Genomic DNA, 16,082 nt, shown 5'->3' with positions numbered 1-16,082 from the left:
TTCTCTGCTCGTTCGGCAGTTGTTTATCCGGGGCGGCCGGTTTAAGTGACTTTAATATTCAGCAGTCTGGTCTTCGTAACCATCCCGGCGCTTTCCAATGTTAATTTAGAAGCTTCATTATAATACCAGCAGCCGCATATAGGCGTTAAATGGTGCTCATAACACCATTTCTTCATTTGTACAATGATGTTCCTCCCAATCCCTTGCTTCCGATACAACGCATTGGTCATCATCCCAATGCTGGCCACGCCGGCAATCAGCTTGGATTGCTCCATCACCCCGATGCCAAGCAGCAAGGAACCTCGATAATAAGTGAATAGTTCCCCGTTATGGATTCGACGCTCATAGTAATCGAGAAAATCGCCGCAAACCTGCTCGATTTGCCGTAAATCGCCAGGTTCAGCGGGGCGGAAGGAATCATCCTCGGAAACCTTATTATCGGAAAGCTCCGCAAGACTGTCTTGAAAGAAGTAAGCTTGTTTATCTACCTTGAAATCCTTATCGATAGCCAAGCTTAGAAACAGTTCATCGCAGGTCGGAACGAAAAGCGTGGTCAGCGAGTTCTCTTCAAGCACCTTGCTAAATAACGGCTGAGCATGCTTGCGGTAGGGACGGCTGATGTAGAACTGGGTAAGCGTTTCGTTATGATGGATCGCAAAGTAGCCGATGGCTGCTGTCCCTTCTTCAATAATGTAGAACGTCGATGCCAGAATATGCTCCTCCAGAAAGGAGTCGAAAGGCGAAGACAGTTCAGCAATATAGGCATCTGCAAGATGTTGAATCTCATTGATTTGACATGGTCTCGTGATCATCCCAAGCAGCCTCCTTTCTTCTTAAGTGGTAAACTGAATCTCCGTCGTTTGCTCCTCGCCAACCGCGAATTTCAACAAATGCCTTCCTTCTTCGGCCAGTTCGTCGGCTTCCCGTGAAGCGAGTTTCCTGAATGGTTCAATCGTTAAAACAGCTGTTCCGCGCCTTTGACTCAGGTTCCATATGCCGCTAACAAATCCATCAACAAGAATAACGGATCGGATGATGCCGTTCTTCGTGAACACTCGATTACGGTAAGCATCGTCGATCATCCGTGTGCGATCCCCATGGGACAGCAGAATATTGTCAAACTCACCCAGATATCGAGGTGGAGACGAACACTCCGCATCGGGCCGCGGTGCATTCGGCAAGTCGAACAACTCATTTCCTTGCTCGTCACGGTAGCTAACGAGCCTGGCTCGGAGCTTCTCGAACTCGCTGCGCAGCCCCGTTAATCCCGACCACATCTGCATGTCTTTCACGGAAGCCGGGCCAAAGGCAGACAAATAGCGGAGAATCATCTCCTCTACCGACGGTTCCGGCGATAGAGGTTGACCTAGCCAAGCTTCTGCAGAAGTATGGATGGCTTGACCGCTTTCGCCCCAAACGCCGCGCGGCGGCAATTGCACCAGCGGCACGGCATTTCGAATGGCGGCCGCGAGGGCTTCGGGATCCCTGTCCGGCCACTTCTGATGAAGTCGTTTGCCAAGCTCGCTTGCTGTCATCGGTTCCGCTTCGACGATTGCACGGCCTGCGTCAGCGAGTTCTTTCGGATCTATACCGACAAGACTTTTACCAAAGCTGCCTTGAAGTCCTCGGGTTAGGACTGGTTGCAGCGCTGGACGCAGCTTCAAAGCATCGCGAGCAGAAACCAAATGCAGGGTCGAGCGCATCAACGCCAAGCGGACTACTTGCCGTTCTTGAATCAGACGGCTCAATTCTTCCTGCCGGAAACCTTCGAGCCGCGCCCACAAACCATAATAAGGGGAATGCGGAGCTTGAGCCTGCAAACCGACTAACTGCTCGATCGCATCCAATGCCGGTAGATCGACGCGTTTCAGCAGCTGCTGTCTGGCAAGCAGCGCACGGTTCAAAGCGCGTTTTCCAAGTACCGGAACCGTATCACTCTTCATGTCTCATCCTCTTTTCAGCCACTGATCGTTTCGTTCGGCTCTTTGCAAACAACTTCTCTATGATTTGCTGATTTCCTCTACTTGTTTCATATCCTTTTGTGTCTGCTTAGATGGAAATTTCTATCAGACTATGAGAAACTAGTAGTGATATCAAATTCGAGGAGGATGATTGTAGAAATGGCAGAAGAACGCAAATATTCCATAGAAACATTAGCCGTACACGCTGGGCAAGAGATTGATCCCGCGACCATGTCGCGTGCAGTACCGCTATACCAAACGACTTCTTATGGGTTCCGCGATTCCGAGCATGCTTCAAATTTATTCTCGCTACAAGAATTCGGCAATATCTACACGCGCATTATGAATCCGACAACAGATGTATTTGAGAAAAGAATTGCAGCGCTCGAAGGCGCGCCGGCAGCATTAGCTACTTCCTCAGGGATGGCAGCCATTACATACTCCATTCTGAATATTGCCGAAGCAGGAGATGAAATTGTCTCTGCAGCGAGTCTGTACGGCGGCACTTATAACTTATTTTCCACTACATTGCCGAAGCTTGGCATTAAAGTTCATTTCGTAGATCCAAGCAACCCGGACAATTTCCGCAGTGCCATTAATGAGCGAACAAAGGCCATCTTCGCTGAAACCATCGGCAATCCCAAGGGAGATGTGCTTGATATTGAAGCCGTAGCCTCCATTGCCCATGAGAACGGTCTTCCTCTGATTGTAGATAACACATTCCCAAGCCCCTACCTGCTTCGCCCGATCGAATACGGAGCTGATATTGTCGTCCACTCCGCAACCAAATTCATTGGCGGACACGGCACTTCGATCGGCGGCATTATCGTAGATGGCGGTAAATTCGATTGGAAAGGAAGCGGTCGTTTCCCTGGCCTGACGGAACCGGATCCGAGCTATAATGGCGTCGTGTATACGGATGCTGTGGGACCGATCGCTTATATTATTAAAGCACGCGTGCAATTGCTGCGTGATATGGGAGCTGCCATTTCACCGTTTAATTCCTTTATGCTGCTGCAAGGCTTGGAAACGCTGCATCTGCGTATGGAGCGTCATTCCGCTAATGCACTGGCAACGGCGCAGTTTCTGGAAGCGCATGAGTCCGTAGAGTGGGTCAGCTATCCGGGCTTGCAAAGCCATGCGTCCTACGACAAAGCGCAAAAGTATCTGCCTAAGGGCCAAGGCGCTATTCTGACGTTCGGGATTAAAGGCGGTTTGAATGCGGGGAAAAAAGTGATCGAGAACGTGAAGCTATTCTCCCACTTGGCGAATGTCGGCGATTCGAAGTCGCTTATTATTCACCCGGCAAGCACTACACATGCGCAGCTTAAGGAAGAGGAACAAATTGCGACCGGCGTTTCCCCGGGGATGATTCGCTTGTCCATCGGTACGGAAGGCATCGCGGATATTCTTCATGATCTGGATCAAGCGATTAAAGCGAGCCAGCAATAATCGCTAAGCTTGCGAGCAATAGAATAGGGCATCGATCGCAATAGGATCGATGCCCTTTATTTTAACTATTTCAGCTTCGCCTCGAAGTTCATGCATGGCTTGCCGGATGAAGTGAGAACGGCAGCACTGGGCATCGCCGAAGTTTTGAACTTAAACGCTTTGCAGCCACGGGGGAACTTCGGGTCCCACGTAACATAATAATGGAGGCATCGCATACAGTTGATTCGCGTCGTCGAGCTCGTCATATCAATCCATCTCAATTAAATCGTTGAATAATAGCTTCGATGGCTTCATCCGCGGATTCGTACGATACTTGGCAAGTTCCGGCAGCTTCATGTCCGCCGCCGCCGAATTCTCTCATTAAGTATCCGACCTGAACGCCGCATGACCGATTCACGATGCTATGTCCGCAAGCGATCGCACAATTCTGTTTCTGGAATCCGTCCACGATCCACAGCGATACGTTCTGCTCGGGATGAAGAGCGTATACCAAGAAACGATTGCCCGGATAGATGGTTTCCACGCCTCTTAAATCGGTAATGATCGCATTTCCTTCTACGCGCGTATGCGCGATAAGCATGTCACGGAACAATTCATCCAATTCAAAGTACCGCTCCACACGTTGTCTCACATCTTCATCCTGCATAATCTCTTCCAGCGATTGTTCCAAGCAAAGCCCAACCAACTTCTCCATCAGTTGGTAGTTGCTTATACGGAAATCGCGATAACGTCCAAGCCCCGTGCGGGAGTCCATAATAAAGGAAAGTAAATCCCAGCCTTGCGGATTCAAAATATCCTCTCTGGTAAACTTTGCGGCATCCGCCTTGTCTACACCTTCCATGATGCTATCGAAGAAAGGACCGAACTTGTCTCGTCCCCCATAGAAATCATAAACGACTCTCGCAGCGCTATCCGCGATTCTAATCTCGCCTTCGTATGTAAATCCCTCTTCTTGCGAACGCTTCAACTCGCTGGCATGATGATCAAACCATAAGCCGCAGCCTTCTATAAAAGGAACATTCGTCAATATATCGTTACTCGTAATCTCGACTAAGCCGTCTTGCATATCTTTCGGATGAACAAACTTCATATCATCGATCATGCCTAACTTTCTGAACAGAACCGCCGTAACCAATCCATCGAAATCCGATCTTGTGACTAACCTCATCCCGATCCCTCCATGTAGTAGATCTATTAGCCTATCAATAGGTCTATTATACCATACCGCTATTAGGAAGGCGTACAACCTAAAACATTTCAAGCTTGCCATATACTTCTTTATCGATAACTACGGTTGCATGCTTGACCAAATCGTCAACGTAAGAGGCAAACTTCTGTTCTTTTACGGCTAGTGCGATAGAATCATTAACTTCCTCCAGTTTATTGAATCCCTCTTCTGTTTTTTCGATGCATTTAACCACATAATAAGCTTTGTTGTACTCGAAAACCCCACTCACCTGCCCTACAGCTAAGCCAACGGCAGTTTCGGTAAATTCATGCGTTGCCGGCATATAATCGTCATGACTGGTCGTAGAATCAAAAATCTGTTCGCCGGATTCGATGGGAATTGCGGAATTCTTGCCATACCGATCGGATAAAGCCTGAACATGATCTCCATTAGCGAGTTTAAGCTGTGCTTCTTCAGCCATTTCCTTTGCAGCTGCCTTACTCTTATCATCTCCGGCTGTAAATAGGAAAGCTATTTTCTCAACCTTTACTCTATCTATCTTTTTATACTTGTTTTCGCTGATGGCTTGATCATAATAATGCTTGATCTCTTCCTCCGATACCGGATGTTGTTCATTTACTTCGTCCATTAACTTATGGGTCATGTCTGTAAACAATTTCGAGAAATAAACGTCTTCCGCATACTGCTCGGGACCGTATATCACTTTCTTATTTGCGACAGCCGTTTTCCGTCTTTCATTCTCTGAATGAAGATCCTTGAGAAATTGGGAATAGCTGATATCCTTCACCAGTTCCTTTTCTTTGCCCGCGATTTGCAGCACTTTTATCGTGATGCACTCATCCAAAGCAGCCTTTTTCAGCATTTCTCCGGGTATCTCGCCATCGAAACTGCTCGTCCAGAACCCTTTATCAGGTTCAACGTTGTGTTTCTTCTTAAAATACGCCAATATTTCAGAGCGATGCTTGACGAGTTTGGGCATGCACTCTTCCACGGTTATAGGCTCATCGTCTACCGTAGCGACAACACTAGACTCCCAATTGTTATCACTGCTATTGCCTGCCAGTATAAAAGCGGTACAGCAAACCGCAATAACTGCGATCCATAACCATAGATAAGTATTTTTGAAACGATACCGTTTGTTTATAACACGCTTCCCCATGCCTAATTCCTCCTTTCAGGAGACGGCTCTTGGAGTAAAAGAGCCATCTCTTGAATGAATGAGTATTCTAATATCGTTTCTGCTGTGACATTACTTCGTTCTAGCAAACATATTCCAAATGACAACAGCTGCTTGCGCCCTTGTTGCCACATCCCGCGGTGCGAAATTCCCATTTCCTACACCGTTGATGATCTTGGCTTGTTGAATAGCCGCTACCGCATTTACGGCGTATGCCGCGATTTCGGATTGATCGTGGAAGGAAGCTGCTTCTCCGTTCACGTTAAAGTTAGCCTTTACCGCTAATCCGACGTTGTAAAGCATGACGGCCATGTCCTGTCTCGAAATCTTTTCATTAACGCCAAACGTACCGTCCGATTTGCCTTTAACAATACCGAGTTGTTGTGCCGATGCGATTGCGCTGTAGTACCAAGTATCCTTCTTCACATCGCTTAGCGAAGTTTTGGCGTTGCCGTCAATCAAATCGAAGGCATTCATCAGCATCGTAATAAATGCTGCTCTTGTCAGTTGATCATTGGGTTTAAAGCTGTCTCCCCCAACGCCTTGGATAATGCCTCTTGCTGCCAATGCTTCGATGCTGTCTTGCGCCCAGGATACGTTGGCAATATCGTTAAAGCTTACTTCGTTAAACGCAATTGCATATTTGCTGAAATGCGCCGTACTGAATGTCACTTGACCGGTTGCGGAATCGAATTTGCCGTTCTTTACGATTTCCGGCTTTCCGTTATCATTCAGGTAATAAATGATGATCTGATTCGGGTCTTCTCCGGACTTCAACTTGTAGTTCAGCTTCACCGTCACGGCTTGATCCCCGAATTGGCTGATTTTCTTCCCGTCGATGCTGAGGTTGAAGTCGTAGACCGGATGGCTCCCAACCGCTTCTTTCGCTTCATCCGATAGTGCCGAGGAATCGACATTCGTAACGGAAAGCTGCACATTGCCGGAAGCTCCGTCTTGCTTCTTCAACAGTTCCGTCGATATCGAGATCACGGCAAGTCCGGTATTGATATTGAACTGCTTGATCTTATTGTCAAGAGCGGTATGAACTGCATCGCCGGAGAGATTTACGGTCACCTCTTTGGCCGATTCCGCTCCTTCAACGATAATGTCTACAATGGATTCTTTCGCATCAAGCAGAGCGGCCTGAAGCTCATTTGCCTTCACCTCGACGACAGCTTTACCGTTTCCGTCAGGGATGGCTGCAATTTTCACGGTCCCGGGCTGCGGGGACGGTGTCGTTGACGGTATCGTTGGTGGCGGCGTTGGTCCAGCCGGCCTGTTAAGCACAGTGATTAGTACATTTTCAGATACGGTGCTCGTTCCATCGGTTACGTTAAACGTGACCGTGTATGCGCCTGATTGCGAATCTGTAGGCGTCCAGCTGAAAACACGTGATGAAGCATTGAATGAAGCGCCTGCAGGCAGATTCTCCGCACTATAGGTCAAAGAATCTCCATTCTTATCCGCTGCATGAATCGTGAACACCAGCGGGTTGTTTTCACGAATCGATTTGTCCCTCATCGGATAAAATTCAGGTTTGCTGTTTGCATCGATGACTTCAACGAGGGAGAAAGGAGCTTCCACGCCCCACCAAGGACCCGACCCATCTTCAAAGCTAGAGTTCTTGATGAGGTTCTCCCCGCCGGGTGTTCCTAAGAACACATCATCAATGAATATCGTACTGACTGGTTCCGTCGTTTTGATACTGACATTAATAACGGAATCCGTTCCGGGATTAAAGTCGATGATTACTTCTTTCCATTCGTCGGTCGCGGTCGCGGTCGCGGTCAGGTCATACTCGTAATACTTAGACCAATCTGCAGTGTATGCGAATTTAACGTTCCCGCTTCCTTTCACCCATGCCTTGAATTGCAAAGCGGTATTCGGCGTAACCGCTATATCGTTGTACCCCATAGATTTCCAGTTGTGTCCAGACGAGTTATGATCGACTTTAATCGCAAAATCTCCACTGTGCACATCAGGTGACGGAGGCGGCGTTTTCTCCTCCAGGGAGAATGGTGCGCTCACGCCCCACCAAGGACCCGACCCATCTTCAAAGTCGGAGTTCTCGATGCCGTTCTCCCCGCCAAAACTTCCAAAGAAAACATCATCTATGAACATCGTAGTGGAGGCATCCGTCGTTTTGAGCATGACATGCATAACATTATTAGATCCGGTATTAATCTCACCTTCACCTTCAACCTTCCCGATGTTTACTTCGGTCCATTCGCCCGTTGCGGGTAAGTCCTTCTCGGCAAGTGTAGACCAATCCGCGTTGGCTATGACGACTTTAACGCCTCCGCTTCCTTTCACCCATGCCTTGAATTGCAAAGCGGTATTCGGCGTAACCGCGATATTGCTGTACCCCATAGACTTCCAGGCACTTCCAGCCGAGTTATTGTCGACTTTGATCGCGTAATCGCCGCTGTGCGCTTCGTTAGGTACCAGCGGCGGTGTTGTCGGCGGCGCTGTCGGTTCGCTTGCATTGGTATCCAAGCCAGTCATACGGAAATAATCGAAATCGGCAATGACGTTCGTTCCGTTACAGTTATACAGACCGATCCGTTTATTGCCGGGGAAGTAAACGGTATAACTGCCTATTTTGGTATAAACAGTACCGTCTTGCGAGTAGTACCCCGTATAAGTTGCGCCTCTCTTCTCCAGCTTCAGGTAATAGTCGGGGTTATCATCGTCGGAATCGTTGATATTCGTGTAAGTACCGCTATTCCATACGCCGGCTTGCTTATAGCCGAACTGGAATTTCAGTTCGCCGTCATGTACCCGGTTAAGTTTAATGTGGTTTGCGCCATCGATATAGACCAATAATCCAGTCTGTTCCCAATCCGCCGTCGGGATTGCGGATATTTTGGTCTCGATCGTAAAATCGCCTTTAGGCGCCCATTGGAGCAAGACGTTTTTCGTAGAATCGACATCTCCGCCGCTGCTCGCGATATTCATTTTCCCCGGATTCGAGGACAGGCTCCATTTTAACGGATCTTCTGAAATCCACTTCCACCTTGCGTTTAAATCGGTGCTGTCGAAATCATCATTCACTTGTCCCGCCGTTGTCGGCAGTTCAGGCTCCGGTTCCGGCGTCGGATCATCAGGATTTGCAGGTGCAATAGTATGGTACAGCGAGAATACATTGTCTATTGTCCACGGCCTTACGCCATATTCAAAACTGCTGTTTTCGAGCAAATTCGGACCGTCGGCGACGCCCAGAAACGCATCGTCGAAGTACGCTGTTCCGGCCGCTCCTCCTGTCTCTGTCAGCGCATAAACCAGCGTCGAGGAATTTCCGCTGTTCACCGGCAGCTGGATTTGAGTCCATTCATTCAAAGCTTCAAAGGATATCTCATCGATAACGGTGGTTCCATCGCCAACCGATAACGTATACCCACCAGCGCCTTTCACCCAAACCCTTGCCTCGTAAGCCTGATTCGGTTGTACACCTGAAAGGGTTTGCTTCATTTCGTTATTCGAAGCTGTGTCTGTAGAAACGGCTTTCACCGACCATCTTCCGGCGTGAATAGCCGGATCTACCGCATCAGGAATAATCAGCGGTTTGGGAGTTACGGTCACCGCTTCCGCTTTGGGACTGCCATACTCATGTGCACCAATATCCGGAGCGCCATCAGAGAGCGCATTGCCCCAGAAATCTCTGCCGCCGTTATCCGCAATGACTGTTCCCGCGTTAATATACGGAGACTCCGAGCTCAACTTGAATACGTCGGCGCCTTCCATGCCATCCGTAGGAACCGCCGGAATAGGGTCGGCAAATTTCGGATCCGCAGTGATGGCATGCAAGTCTTCAACCGGCGCAATATTTCCCGTTCCAAAGTAGCCGTTATAGTCAAAAACGTTATTGGAATCGGAAGCCGAAGGATAGGTCGAAGCTGCGTTCGCATAGAAAATATTGTTCTGGTAATAAATTTTAGCCGTTTCGGTTGCAAGCGACTTGATATGGATTCCTTCATCTTCGATGTTGTTGTAGAACACGTTATTGTAAATGTACGATCCTTCCGAACCCGCGTGATTGATCGATAAGGTCGTATTTTCGTTGACGTTGGTTTTATGGTCGTTGAAGCTCACGTTGTATCTCACGGTCGCGCCTTTGTAGTTCTCCTGGGAATTGCCCATCACCAGCAGAAAACCGCCCGCGTTGTCATGGCTGTAATTATACTGGAACGTCACTCTGTCAATCGTAGCGATGTCGGCGTCGAAAGCCTGCGAATCCCCGTCGTCGTTATCTTGCAGCGGGTCATGATTCGTGTAGGCGACTTCGTTATTTTGGAAAACCGCATTCTTGCTGAGCCATTCCCACATGGAAACGGTATACCCGTACCCTTCGAAGCCGCCGCCCTGATCGTAGGAAGTATTGTATTCGATCAAAGGAGAGTCGCAAAGGCCGACGACGATGTCTCCATTGCCGTTTCGTTCAAAGAAGTTGTTTCTGATCACTACGTTTGTATAAAGCGTACTCTCTTTGACAGCTGCATCTCCGTCGCTTTGAATGCCATGGCTCTCATTGTCGTAGATATGGCTGTCCGCTATAAGGAAGTCATCATACGATGAATTGCTTTTATAAGCATTGAAGCCTATCGCGGCCGACCAGAATCGTAAGCTGCCTGCATAATTGCCTTTCACATTATGAATATCCAAACTCTCAAAGTGCAAACTTCTTAATGTTCGGCCAGTATCGTTCGACACAAAAATTCCGTAACGATGATCATTTTTCGGAGCATCATTCGTAATTTCCAGATTTCGGATCGTTACGTATTCCGCATTATGTAAGAAGATTGTTTTCGGAACGCCGCCCCCCGCAATAATCGGTTTCGGACCTTCACCATATTTGTCAAATGTAATGCGGTTTGCACCATAGCCAGAGTCATCAATGGTCAAATGACCATTCCAACTGCCGCCTGCTTTGAACAAAATCTGATCTCCCGGCACAAAATCCGTGCCGTTTACCTTGTCTAACGTTTTCCAGGCCTGACCTTGACTCAATCCGCTATTGCTGTCATTTCCGTTAACTGAATCCACATAGTAAGTATTTAGAGACGATGCACCGGCTGCCACTGGATGTATACTTAGTAATGATGCAAACAGAGTAAGTATACAGAATAACGTGATGACCTTGTTAAACCTTACCATTTAACGATCTCTCCTTTTAATGGATAGTCGAGATGAAGAAATGTGAGCGATTTCATAACGGTGCACCATTTCTTCACCAGCCTATTTATCATATAGTTGATCGTCGCATGTAAACTACGAAGCAGCATGACCCCATTAACGTTTATATGACGAAAAACAATGTAGTCGGATTTATACATGGATTCGAACGTTAGGCTCGCAATATCCCAGCAAAAGCAAAAAGGCAAGACTCCACAACTGAATGTGAAAGTCTTGCCTCATACGATCGATCAAATAAGTAAACGTACTGACTAATGATTGCTCTATTCCGTTCAGGAAAACCGCCCCGGTAAGAAAGCGTGATAATCTCCCGCCGCTTCCCGCTTCCCTTCGACCCAGTCCGCAGCCAGCTTGGCGGTTGCCGGACTGAGCAGAATGCCGTTGCGGTAATGCCCGACCGCAAACACGACGCGGTCTGTGCTGTCGATTGCACCGATCAGCGGGAATCCATCCTGCGTGGAAGGGCGCAATCCGGCCCAGCGATGAAACGGCTCCCGCTCGCCGAGAAAAGGGAACACCTTCTTGTTCCATCTTGTAAGCCGCTCGATTCCCTTGGCCGTTACGGTAGTATCGAAGCCGGCAACATCCTCGGAAGCACCGCACACGACGGTCCCGTTTTCTTTTGCCACCAGATACCCCTGATTGCCGAAGACCATGTGCTGGACCGGCTTTGCTTCTACTTCATACGCACAAATTTGTCCGCGAATCGGATATACGGGAATTTGGATGCCGAATGTATCTGACAGCTCTTGCGCCCATACTCCTGAGCAAACCAGTAAGCGATCGCCATTGAAATAGCGTCCATCTGCTGATTGGATGCGTATCTCGCTCTCCCACTCATCAACGCTGACCCGCTGGAGATTCTCATGGATACATACCCCTAACACGCGGCAAGCTTGCTCCAATGCTTTGACATAATGAGGGGCATAGAGATGGCTCTCCTCCGGCGTATGCAGCGCAGCCCTTACATTCGTCGACAGATGGGGCTCCAGGCGAAGCAGCGCATCACCCTCGACTATACTGCCGGAAGAACCGTACTGACTCTGCCACAGCAATCTGCCTTCCAGTGCCAGCAAATCCGCATCATGATAAGCAATATAGAGACTGCCGGAGTTCGTGTATTCGAAGGTCTGCCCGGAAATCTCCTTCACGCCTGCTTGCCATTCGGGATACAGCTGCAGACTTTCTAAGCAAAACCGAAAAAAAGCATCGGAGCCTTCCACATTCTCGGAATATGGCGCCAGCATGCCGGCAGCAGCGCCGGATGCCTGACCTCCGCAGCGATTGATTTCCAGAACCGTGACCTGATGTCCCCGCTGCTGCAGCTCCAATGCGCAGGATAACCCGATGACGCCGCCTCCCATGACCACAATGCTCTCTTTCATTTCCAACCCAACTCTCCCAAGCTCTCACTCGTTCCGGCTCGCTTATTTCAATTTATACGCATCCAACCCGCTGCTCGCCGACGCATACCGCTTCTTCTCGATTCTACCCGATAGATAAGCAAGGCGGCCTGCTTCGATGCCCATTCTCATCGCTTGCGCCATGCCGACGGGATTTCTCGCTTTGGCAACAGGCGTGTTCATCAGTACAGCCGATACCCCTAGCTCCATCGCTTGCGTGACATCGCTCACCGAACCAAGGCCGGCATCCACGATGATCGGCACTTGCGCATCTTCAACGATCAGGCTTAGATGAAAGGGATTCAGTATGCCAAGTCCGGTTCCGATCGGAGCTGCACCCGGCATAACGGCCGCTGCGCCCGCTTCTTCAAGTCTTTTGCACATAATCGGATCATCCGTGATATAAGGAAGCACCGTAAACCCTTCCTTGACGAGAATCTCGGTCGCTTTCAAGGTTTCGATCGGATCCGGCAGCAGCGTGCGCTCGTTCGCGCTAATTTCGACTTTAATCCAGTCGCTTAGGCCGGAAGCACGGGCCAATCGGGCAATACGAACCGCTTCATCCGCCGTCCTTGCACCGGACGTATTAGGAAGATAGATATATTCGCCATCCTGCAAATGCTGAAGGATGGAATCATCCTCCGTTGATTCTAAGTTAATGCGGCGAATGGCAAAGGTCAGCACCTCGGCACCCGAAGCTTTGATCGCTTCCATTTGCACATAGGGATTAGGGAAAAGTCCTGTACCGATAAAGAAACGAGAAGATAATTCACGGCCGCCAATCTTAAACACATCCTGCTTCATTCGATCCGTCAACCTCCTCCGACAAAATGTACAAGCTCGATTCGCATGTCCGGACGTACTGTTGCGGTCTCCCATTGCGCGGCCGTAAGAACATCCCCGTCCGCCTCAACCACGATCGGCTTGCCGGCTAACCCATAATGGGCAATGACGTCCTGGATCGTCAGAACATCCAGCTCCTGCTTCTGTCCGTTAATTACAAGCACCATACGCTCACCCCTATTTATTCAGCTTCCCGAGGAACGCTTCGCAAGTCCCGCGCACATCGCTGCTCCCTACAATTCCGCTAACCACGCAGATACGCGTAGCTCCGGCAGCCAGTACTTCATCTACGTTGCCAAGTTTAATGCCGCCAATTGCGACAAAAGGAATGCGGATGTTCGCAGCGACATCGCGTACATACGATACGCCTACCGGATCAACGACATCGACTTTGGTCTTCGTAGCGAAAACAGGACCGACGCCGATATAATCCGCTCCGTCTCGTTCTGCCTGCAGCGCTTCCTCAAGCTTGTGCGTCGAGATGCCGATGATTTTCTCGCCAACGATCCGTCTGGCTTCGTGCAGCGGCACATCATCTTGACCCAGATGAATGCCATCCGCGTCGACCGCCATCGCAACGTCGATGTGGTCGTTCACGATAAACGTAACGCCATGCTTGCTAGTAAGCTCCCGAAGCGCCTTCGCTTTCTGCAGCAGCTCTGCTTTACCGCTTGTTTTATCCCGCAGCTGAATGATATCTACGCCGCCGAGAATCGCTTCCTCCATGACCTCGATCATGTCTCTACCCGGGTGAAATTGCTCGCCTGTAATCGCATATAAACGAAACTCTTTCATTCTACTATTCCCTCCCTATTTATGATCCGATATAGCGGGCATACAAAATCTTGGCGCGAACCAAATCATCCGTTCCCTGCACAAATACACGACCATCCGGGAATAAGACCAGTCTCTCTCCCTCCGGCAGCTCCGCCCGAAGCAAATAAGCATTCACACTCACCTGCACCACCGCAGGCGCAAGCCGCGCTCGCCATATCTCCAGATCGATGGGGCCATTCCCGGCCATTTGCACCGTTTCTCGTCCGCACAAGGAGATCGCCGAGTCTTGCTCCGCCTGATCCAGAGCGGGATATTGCTTTAACCGGCAGCAAGGGCAGTTGTTTCGCGGCTCACCAAGCTTCATATCGTAATAGTGATTCGCCCACAGATCAAAGGTCGCCAGGCTGTTTCTGCGTTTGTCATGCGCACCGACAAGAAACTTCATCGCTTCGACGGCTTGATAGGATGCGACAATATCGACGACTGGCGCAATGACGCCGATCGTATCGCAGGTTTGCCCGCTGGCATCGGCGGATTGAATGAAGCAGCGCAGGCAAGGCGTGCTCCCCGGAACCAGAATCGCGCTCATCCCCCGCGAGCTGACCGCACCGCCATACGTAAACGGAATGCCCCTCTTGAAGCATGCATCATTGAGCAGAAATCTCGTTTGAAAATTATCCGTCCCATCGAGCACCAAATCGATTCCATCCAGAAGGGATTCGATATTATGAACGGTGACATCGGCCACGATCGCTTCGAGACGGACATCGGAGTTGATTTTGCGCAATTTCTTCTCTGCCGCTATAACCTTCGGATATCCTTGCCGGACATCTTCCTCATCAAATAACATTTGCCGCTGCAAGTTGCTCTGCTCCACATAATCGCGGTCCACAAACCGCACCAAGCCTACGCCGGCTCTTACCATATGGTTAGCCAGCACCGTGCCCAGCGCGCCCATGCCGACAATTAAGACCGCACTTTGCTTCAGCTTCTGCTGACCGGCTTCCCCGATAGGCGCGAACAGCATCTGCCTGGAATATCGTTCATTCATCTGTCCGACTCTCCTCGCCTTACAAATTGCGGAATGCTTCTGCTGCCTTAACGTCCTTCGAGATCTGTCCTTGCTCTGTCAGCCAAGTAATCACGTCGTTCCAGGATTGCTCGGACTGACTGGCAAAAGGTTCTGTCCCTGCATCCATCAGCGGCAGCAAGATTGCTAAGCTTTGCTTCTCTACGGCAGCATCCAGAGGAAACTCCTCGCTCTGCTCATCCAGCAGCAGCTGCAGCGACTCATCCGGATGGCTCGCCGTATACGCCTGCCCTTTGGCAGCGGCCTCTATAAACTTCTTAATCGCAGCGCTCTTATTGTTCAGCCCTTCTTCACTAGCGGTAAGCACCAGCTCGTAGTAATCCGGTACGCCGTATTTAGAAGGATCGAAAGCAGTCAGCTTCTCGCCTTCTTTCTCCAATAACAGCTTCTCATGATTCACATAACCGCCGATAATGGCATCAACCTTCTTCGTCGTCATCGCCGGAATCAGATCCCAGCCAACGTCGGTATACGACAGCTTCGATGGGTCGCCGCCGTCTGATTTCACCATCGTATTAACGATCGCTTCATCGAGGGGAATCGAAGGGTACCCGATTTTTTTGCCGATCAGATCCTTGGGACTGTTAATTCCTTCAGAATCCAGAACAAGCAGTTGATTAAGCGGATGACGAACGATTGCGCCGACAGACACAATCGGAATCCCTTCGGAACGTGAGATCGCCACCTGCATTTGATAGCTCAGCGCCAGATCCGCTTTCCCGGTTGCCACCAGCTTCAGCGCATCGTTGGTGTCCGCCGGCGTTTGCAGATTCACTTTCAAGCCTGCGTCTTTAAAATATCCCTGCTCTTGCGCCGCATACAGGAATGTATGCACCGCGTTCGGATACCAATCGAGCAGTACCGTAATTTCCGTCTCCCCGTCAGCTGCTTGCTTATTGGACCCGCAACCTGCAACCACCAGCAATACCAGTGCCAGAGCTGTCGCTTTCCATGTGCTTGTCGACCATTTACGTAGATTCACTGTCATTTCTCCTTT

General features: G+C 49.7%; 12 protein-coding genes. 1 reads left to right on the top strand and 11 read right to left on the bottom strand.

The window, feature by feature from the left end:
• Nucleotides 1-41: 41 nt before the first annotated feature.
• Together BM412_RS04285 and BM412_RS04280 are read right to left on the bottom strand one after the other, a co-directional pair.
• Complete coding sequence (locus BM412_RS04285) at nt 42-812, bottom strand: N-acetyltransferase (protein ID WP_091214368.1); 771 nt, start codon at nt 810-812, stop codon at nt 42-44.
• 21 nt (nt 813-833) lie between these two features.
• A complete protein-coding gene (locus BM412_RS04280) occupies nt 834-1,943 on the bottom strand; it encodes a winged helix DNA-binding domain-containing protein (protein WP_091214365.1) in 1,110 nt (369 codons plus the stop codon).
• Nucleotides 1,944-2,120: 177 nt separating this feature from the next.
• Between BM412_RS04280 and BM412_RS04275 the strand changes: the two genes are divergently transcribed.
• Nucleotides 2,121-3,413: a homocysteine synthase gene (locus BM412_RS04275; protein WP_091214363.1), complete on the top strand. Its 1,293-nt coding sequence runs from the start codon at nt 2,121-2,123 to the stop codon at nt 3,411-3,413.
• Between the two features lie 256 nt (nt 3,414-3,669).
• Here BM412_RS04275 and BM412_RS04265 read toward each other — a convergent pair whose 3' ends face one another.
• The 9 genes from BM412_RS04265 to BM412_RS04225 all read right to left on the bottom strand — a co-directional run bounded on the left by BM412_RS04265 (nt 3,670) and on the right by BM412_RS04225 (nt 16,073).
• Nucleotides 3,670-4,581 (bottom strand): exopolyphosphatase, encoded by a 912-nt coding sequence (locus BM412_RS04265; protein ID WP_091214357.1) that lies wholly within the window; start codon nt 4,579-4,581, stop codon nt 3,670-3,672.
• A gap of 79 nt (nt 4,582-4,660) precedes the next feature.
• Nucleotides 4,661-5,761 (bottom strand): peptidylprolyl isomerase, encoded by a 1,101-nt coding sequence (locus BM412_RS04260; RefSeq protein ID WP_091214355.1) that lies wholly within the window; start codon nt 5,759-5,761, stop codon nt 4,661-4,663.
• A gap of 90 nt (nt 5,762-5,851) precedes the next feature.
• Nucleotides 5,852-10,786: an S-layer homology domain-containing protein gene (locus tag BM412_RS04255; protein WP_177245655.1), complete on the bottom strand. Its 4,935-nt coding sequence runs from the start codon at nt 10,784-10,786 to the stop codon at nt 5,852-5,854.
• Between the two features lie 458 nt (nt 10,787-11,244).
• Nucleotides 11,245-12,357, bottom strand: a complete 1,113-nt coding sequence (gene thiO, locus BM412_RS04250; RefSeq protein ID WP_091214351.1) for a glycine oxidase ThiO — start codon at nt 12,355-12,357, stop codon at nt 11,245-11,247.
• Between the two features lie 42 nt (nt 12,358-12,399).
• Nucleotides 12,400-13,179 carry a thiazole synthase gene (locus BM412_RS04245; protein WP_091214348.1) on the bottom strand — a complete coding sequence of 260 codons (780 nt, stop codon included), beginning with the start codon at nt 13,177-13,179 and terminating at the stop codon, nt 12,400-12,402.
• An 8-nt stretch (nt 13,180-13,187) separates the two neighbouring features.
• Entirely contained in the window at nt 13,188-13,385 is a 198-nt protein-coding gene (thiS, locus tag BM412_RS04240; RefSeq protein WP_091214346.1) for a sulfur carrier protein ThiS, read from the bottom strand.
• Nucleotides 13,386-13,395: 10 nt separating this feature from the next.
• Complete coding sequence (thiE, locus tag BM412_RS04235) at nt 13,396-14,013, bottom strand: thiamine phosphate synthase (protein ID WP_091214343.1); 618 nt, start codon at nt 14,011-14,013, stop codon at nt 13,396-13,398.
• Nucleotides 14,014-14,032: 19 nt separating this feature from the next.
• On the bottom strand, nt 14,033-15,046 hold the full coding sequence (locus tag BM412_RS04230; protein ID WP_091214341.1) for a ThiF family adenylyltransferase: 1,014 nt from the start codon (nt 15,044-15,046) through the stop codon (nt 14,033-14,035).
• A gap of 19 nt (nt 15,047-15,065) precedes the next feature.
• The gene (locus tag BM412_RS04225; protein WP_091214338.1) at nt 15,066-16,073 is read right to left on the bottom strand and encodes an ABC transporter substrate-binding protein; all 1,008 of its coding nucleotides are present in this window, start codon (nt 16,071-16,073) and stop codon (nt 15,066-15,068) included.
• Nucleotides 16,074-16,082 lie beyond the last annotated feature (9 nt).

This window comes from Paenibacillus sp. BC26, from assembly GCF_900116125.1.
GTDB classification, from domain to species: domain Bacteria; phylum Bacillota; class Bacilli; order Paenibacillales; family Paenibacillaceae; genus Paenibacillus_Z; species Paenibacillus_Z lignilyticus.
This window is presented reverse-complemented; position numbering and strand designations above follow the sequence as displayed.

Coding starts and splice junctions, on each gene's coding strand:
- BM412_RS04230 (WP_091214341.1), bottom strand. CDS start 15,046: ATGAATGAACGATATTCCAGGCAGATGCTGTTCGCGCCTATCGGGGAA.
- BM412_RS04285 (WP_091214368.1), bottom strand. CDS start 812: ATGATCACGAGACCATGTCAAATCAATGAGATTCAACATCTTGCAGAT.
- thiO (WP_091214351.1), bottom strand. CDS start 12,357: ATGAAAGAGAGCATTGTGGTCATGGGAGGCGGCGTCATCGGGTTATCC.
- BM412_RS04225 (WP_091214338.1), bottom strand. CDS start 16,073: ATGACAGTGAATCTACGTAAATGGTCGACAAGCACATGGAAAGCGACA.
- BM412_RS04280 (WP_091214365.1), bottom strand. CDS start 1,943: ATGAAGAGTGATACGGTTCCGGTACTTGGAAAACGCGCTTTGAACCGT.
- thiE (WP_091214343.1), bottom strand. CDS start 14,013: ATGAAAGAGTTTCGTTTATATGCGATTACAGGCGAGCAATTTCACCCG.
- BM412_RS04260 (WP_091214355.1), bottom strand. CDS start 5,761: ATGGGGAAGCGTGTTATAAACAAACGGTATCGTTTCAAAAATACTTAT.
- thiS (WP_091214346.1), bottom strand. CDS start 13,385: ATGGTGCTTGTAATTAACGGACAGAAGCAGGAGCTGGATGTTCTGACG.
- BM412_RS04245 (WP_091214348.1), bottom strand. CDS start 13,179: ATGAAGCAGGATGTGTTTAAGATTGGCGGCCGTGAATTATCTTCTCGT.
- BM412_RS04275 (WP_091214363.1), top strand. CDS start 2,121: ATGGCAGAAGAACGCAAATATTCCATAGAAACATTAGCCGTACACGCT.
- BM412_RS04265 (WP_091214357.1), bottom strand. CDS start 4,581: ATGAGGTTAGTCACAAGATCGGATTTCGATGGATTGGTTACGGCGGTT.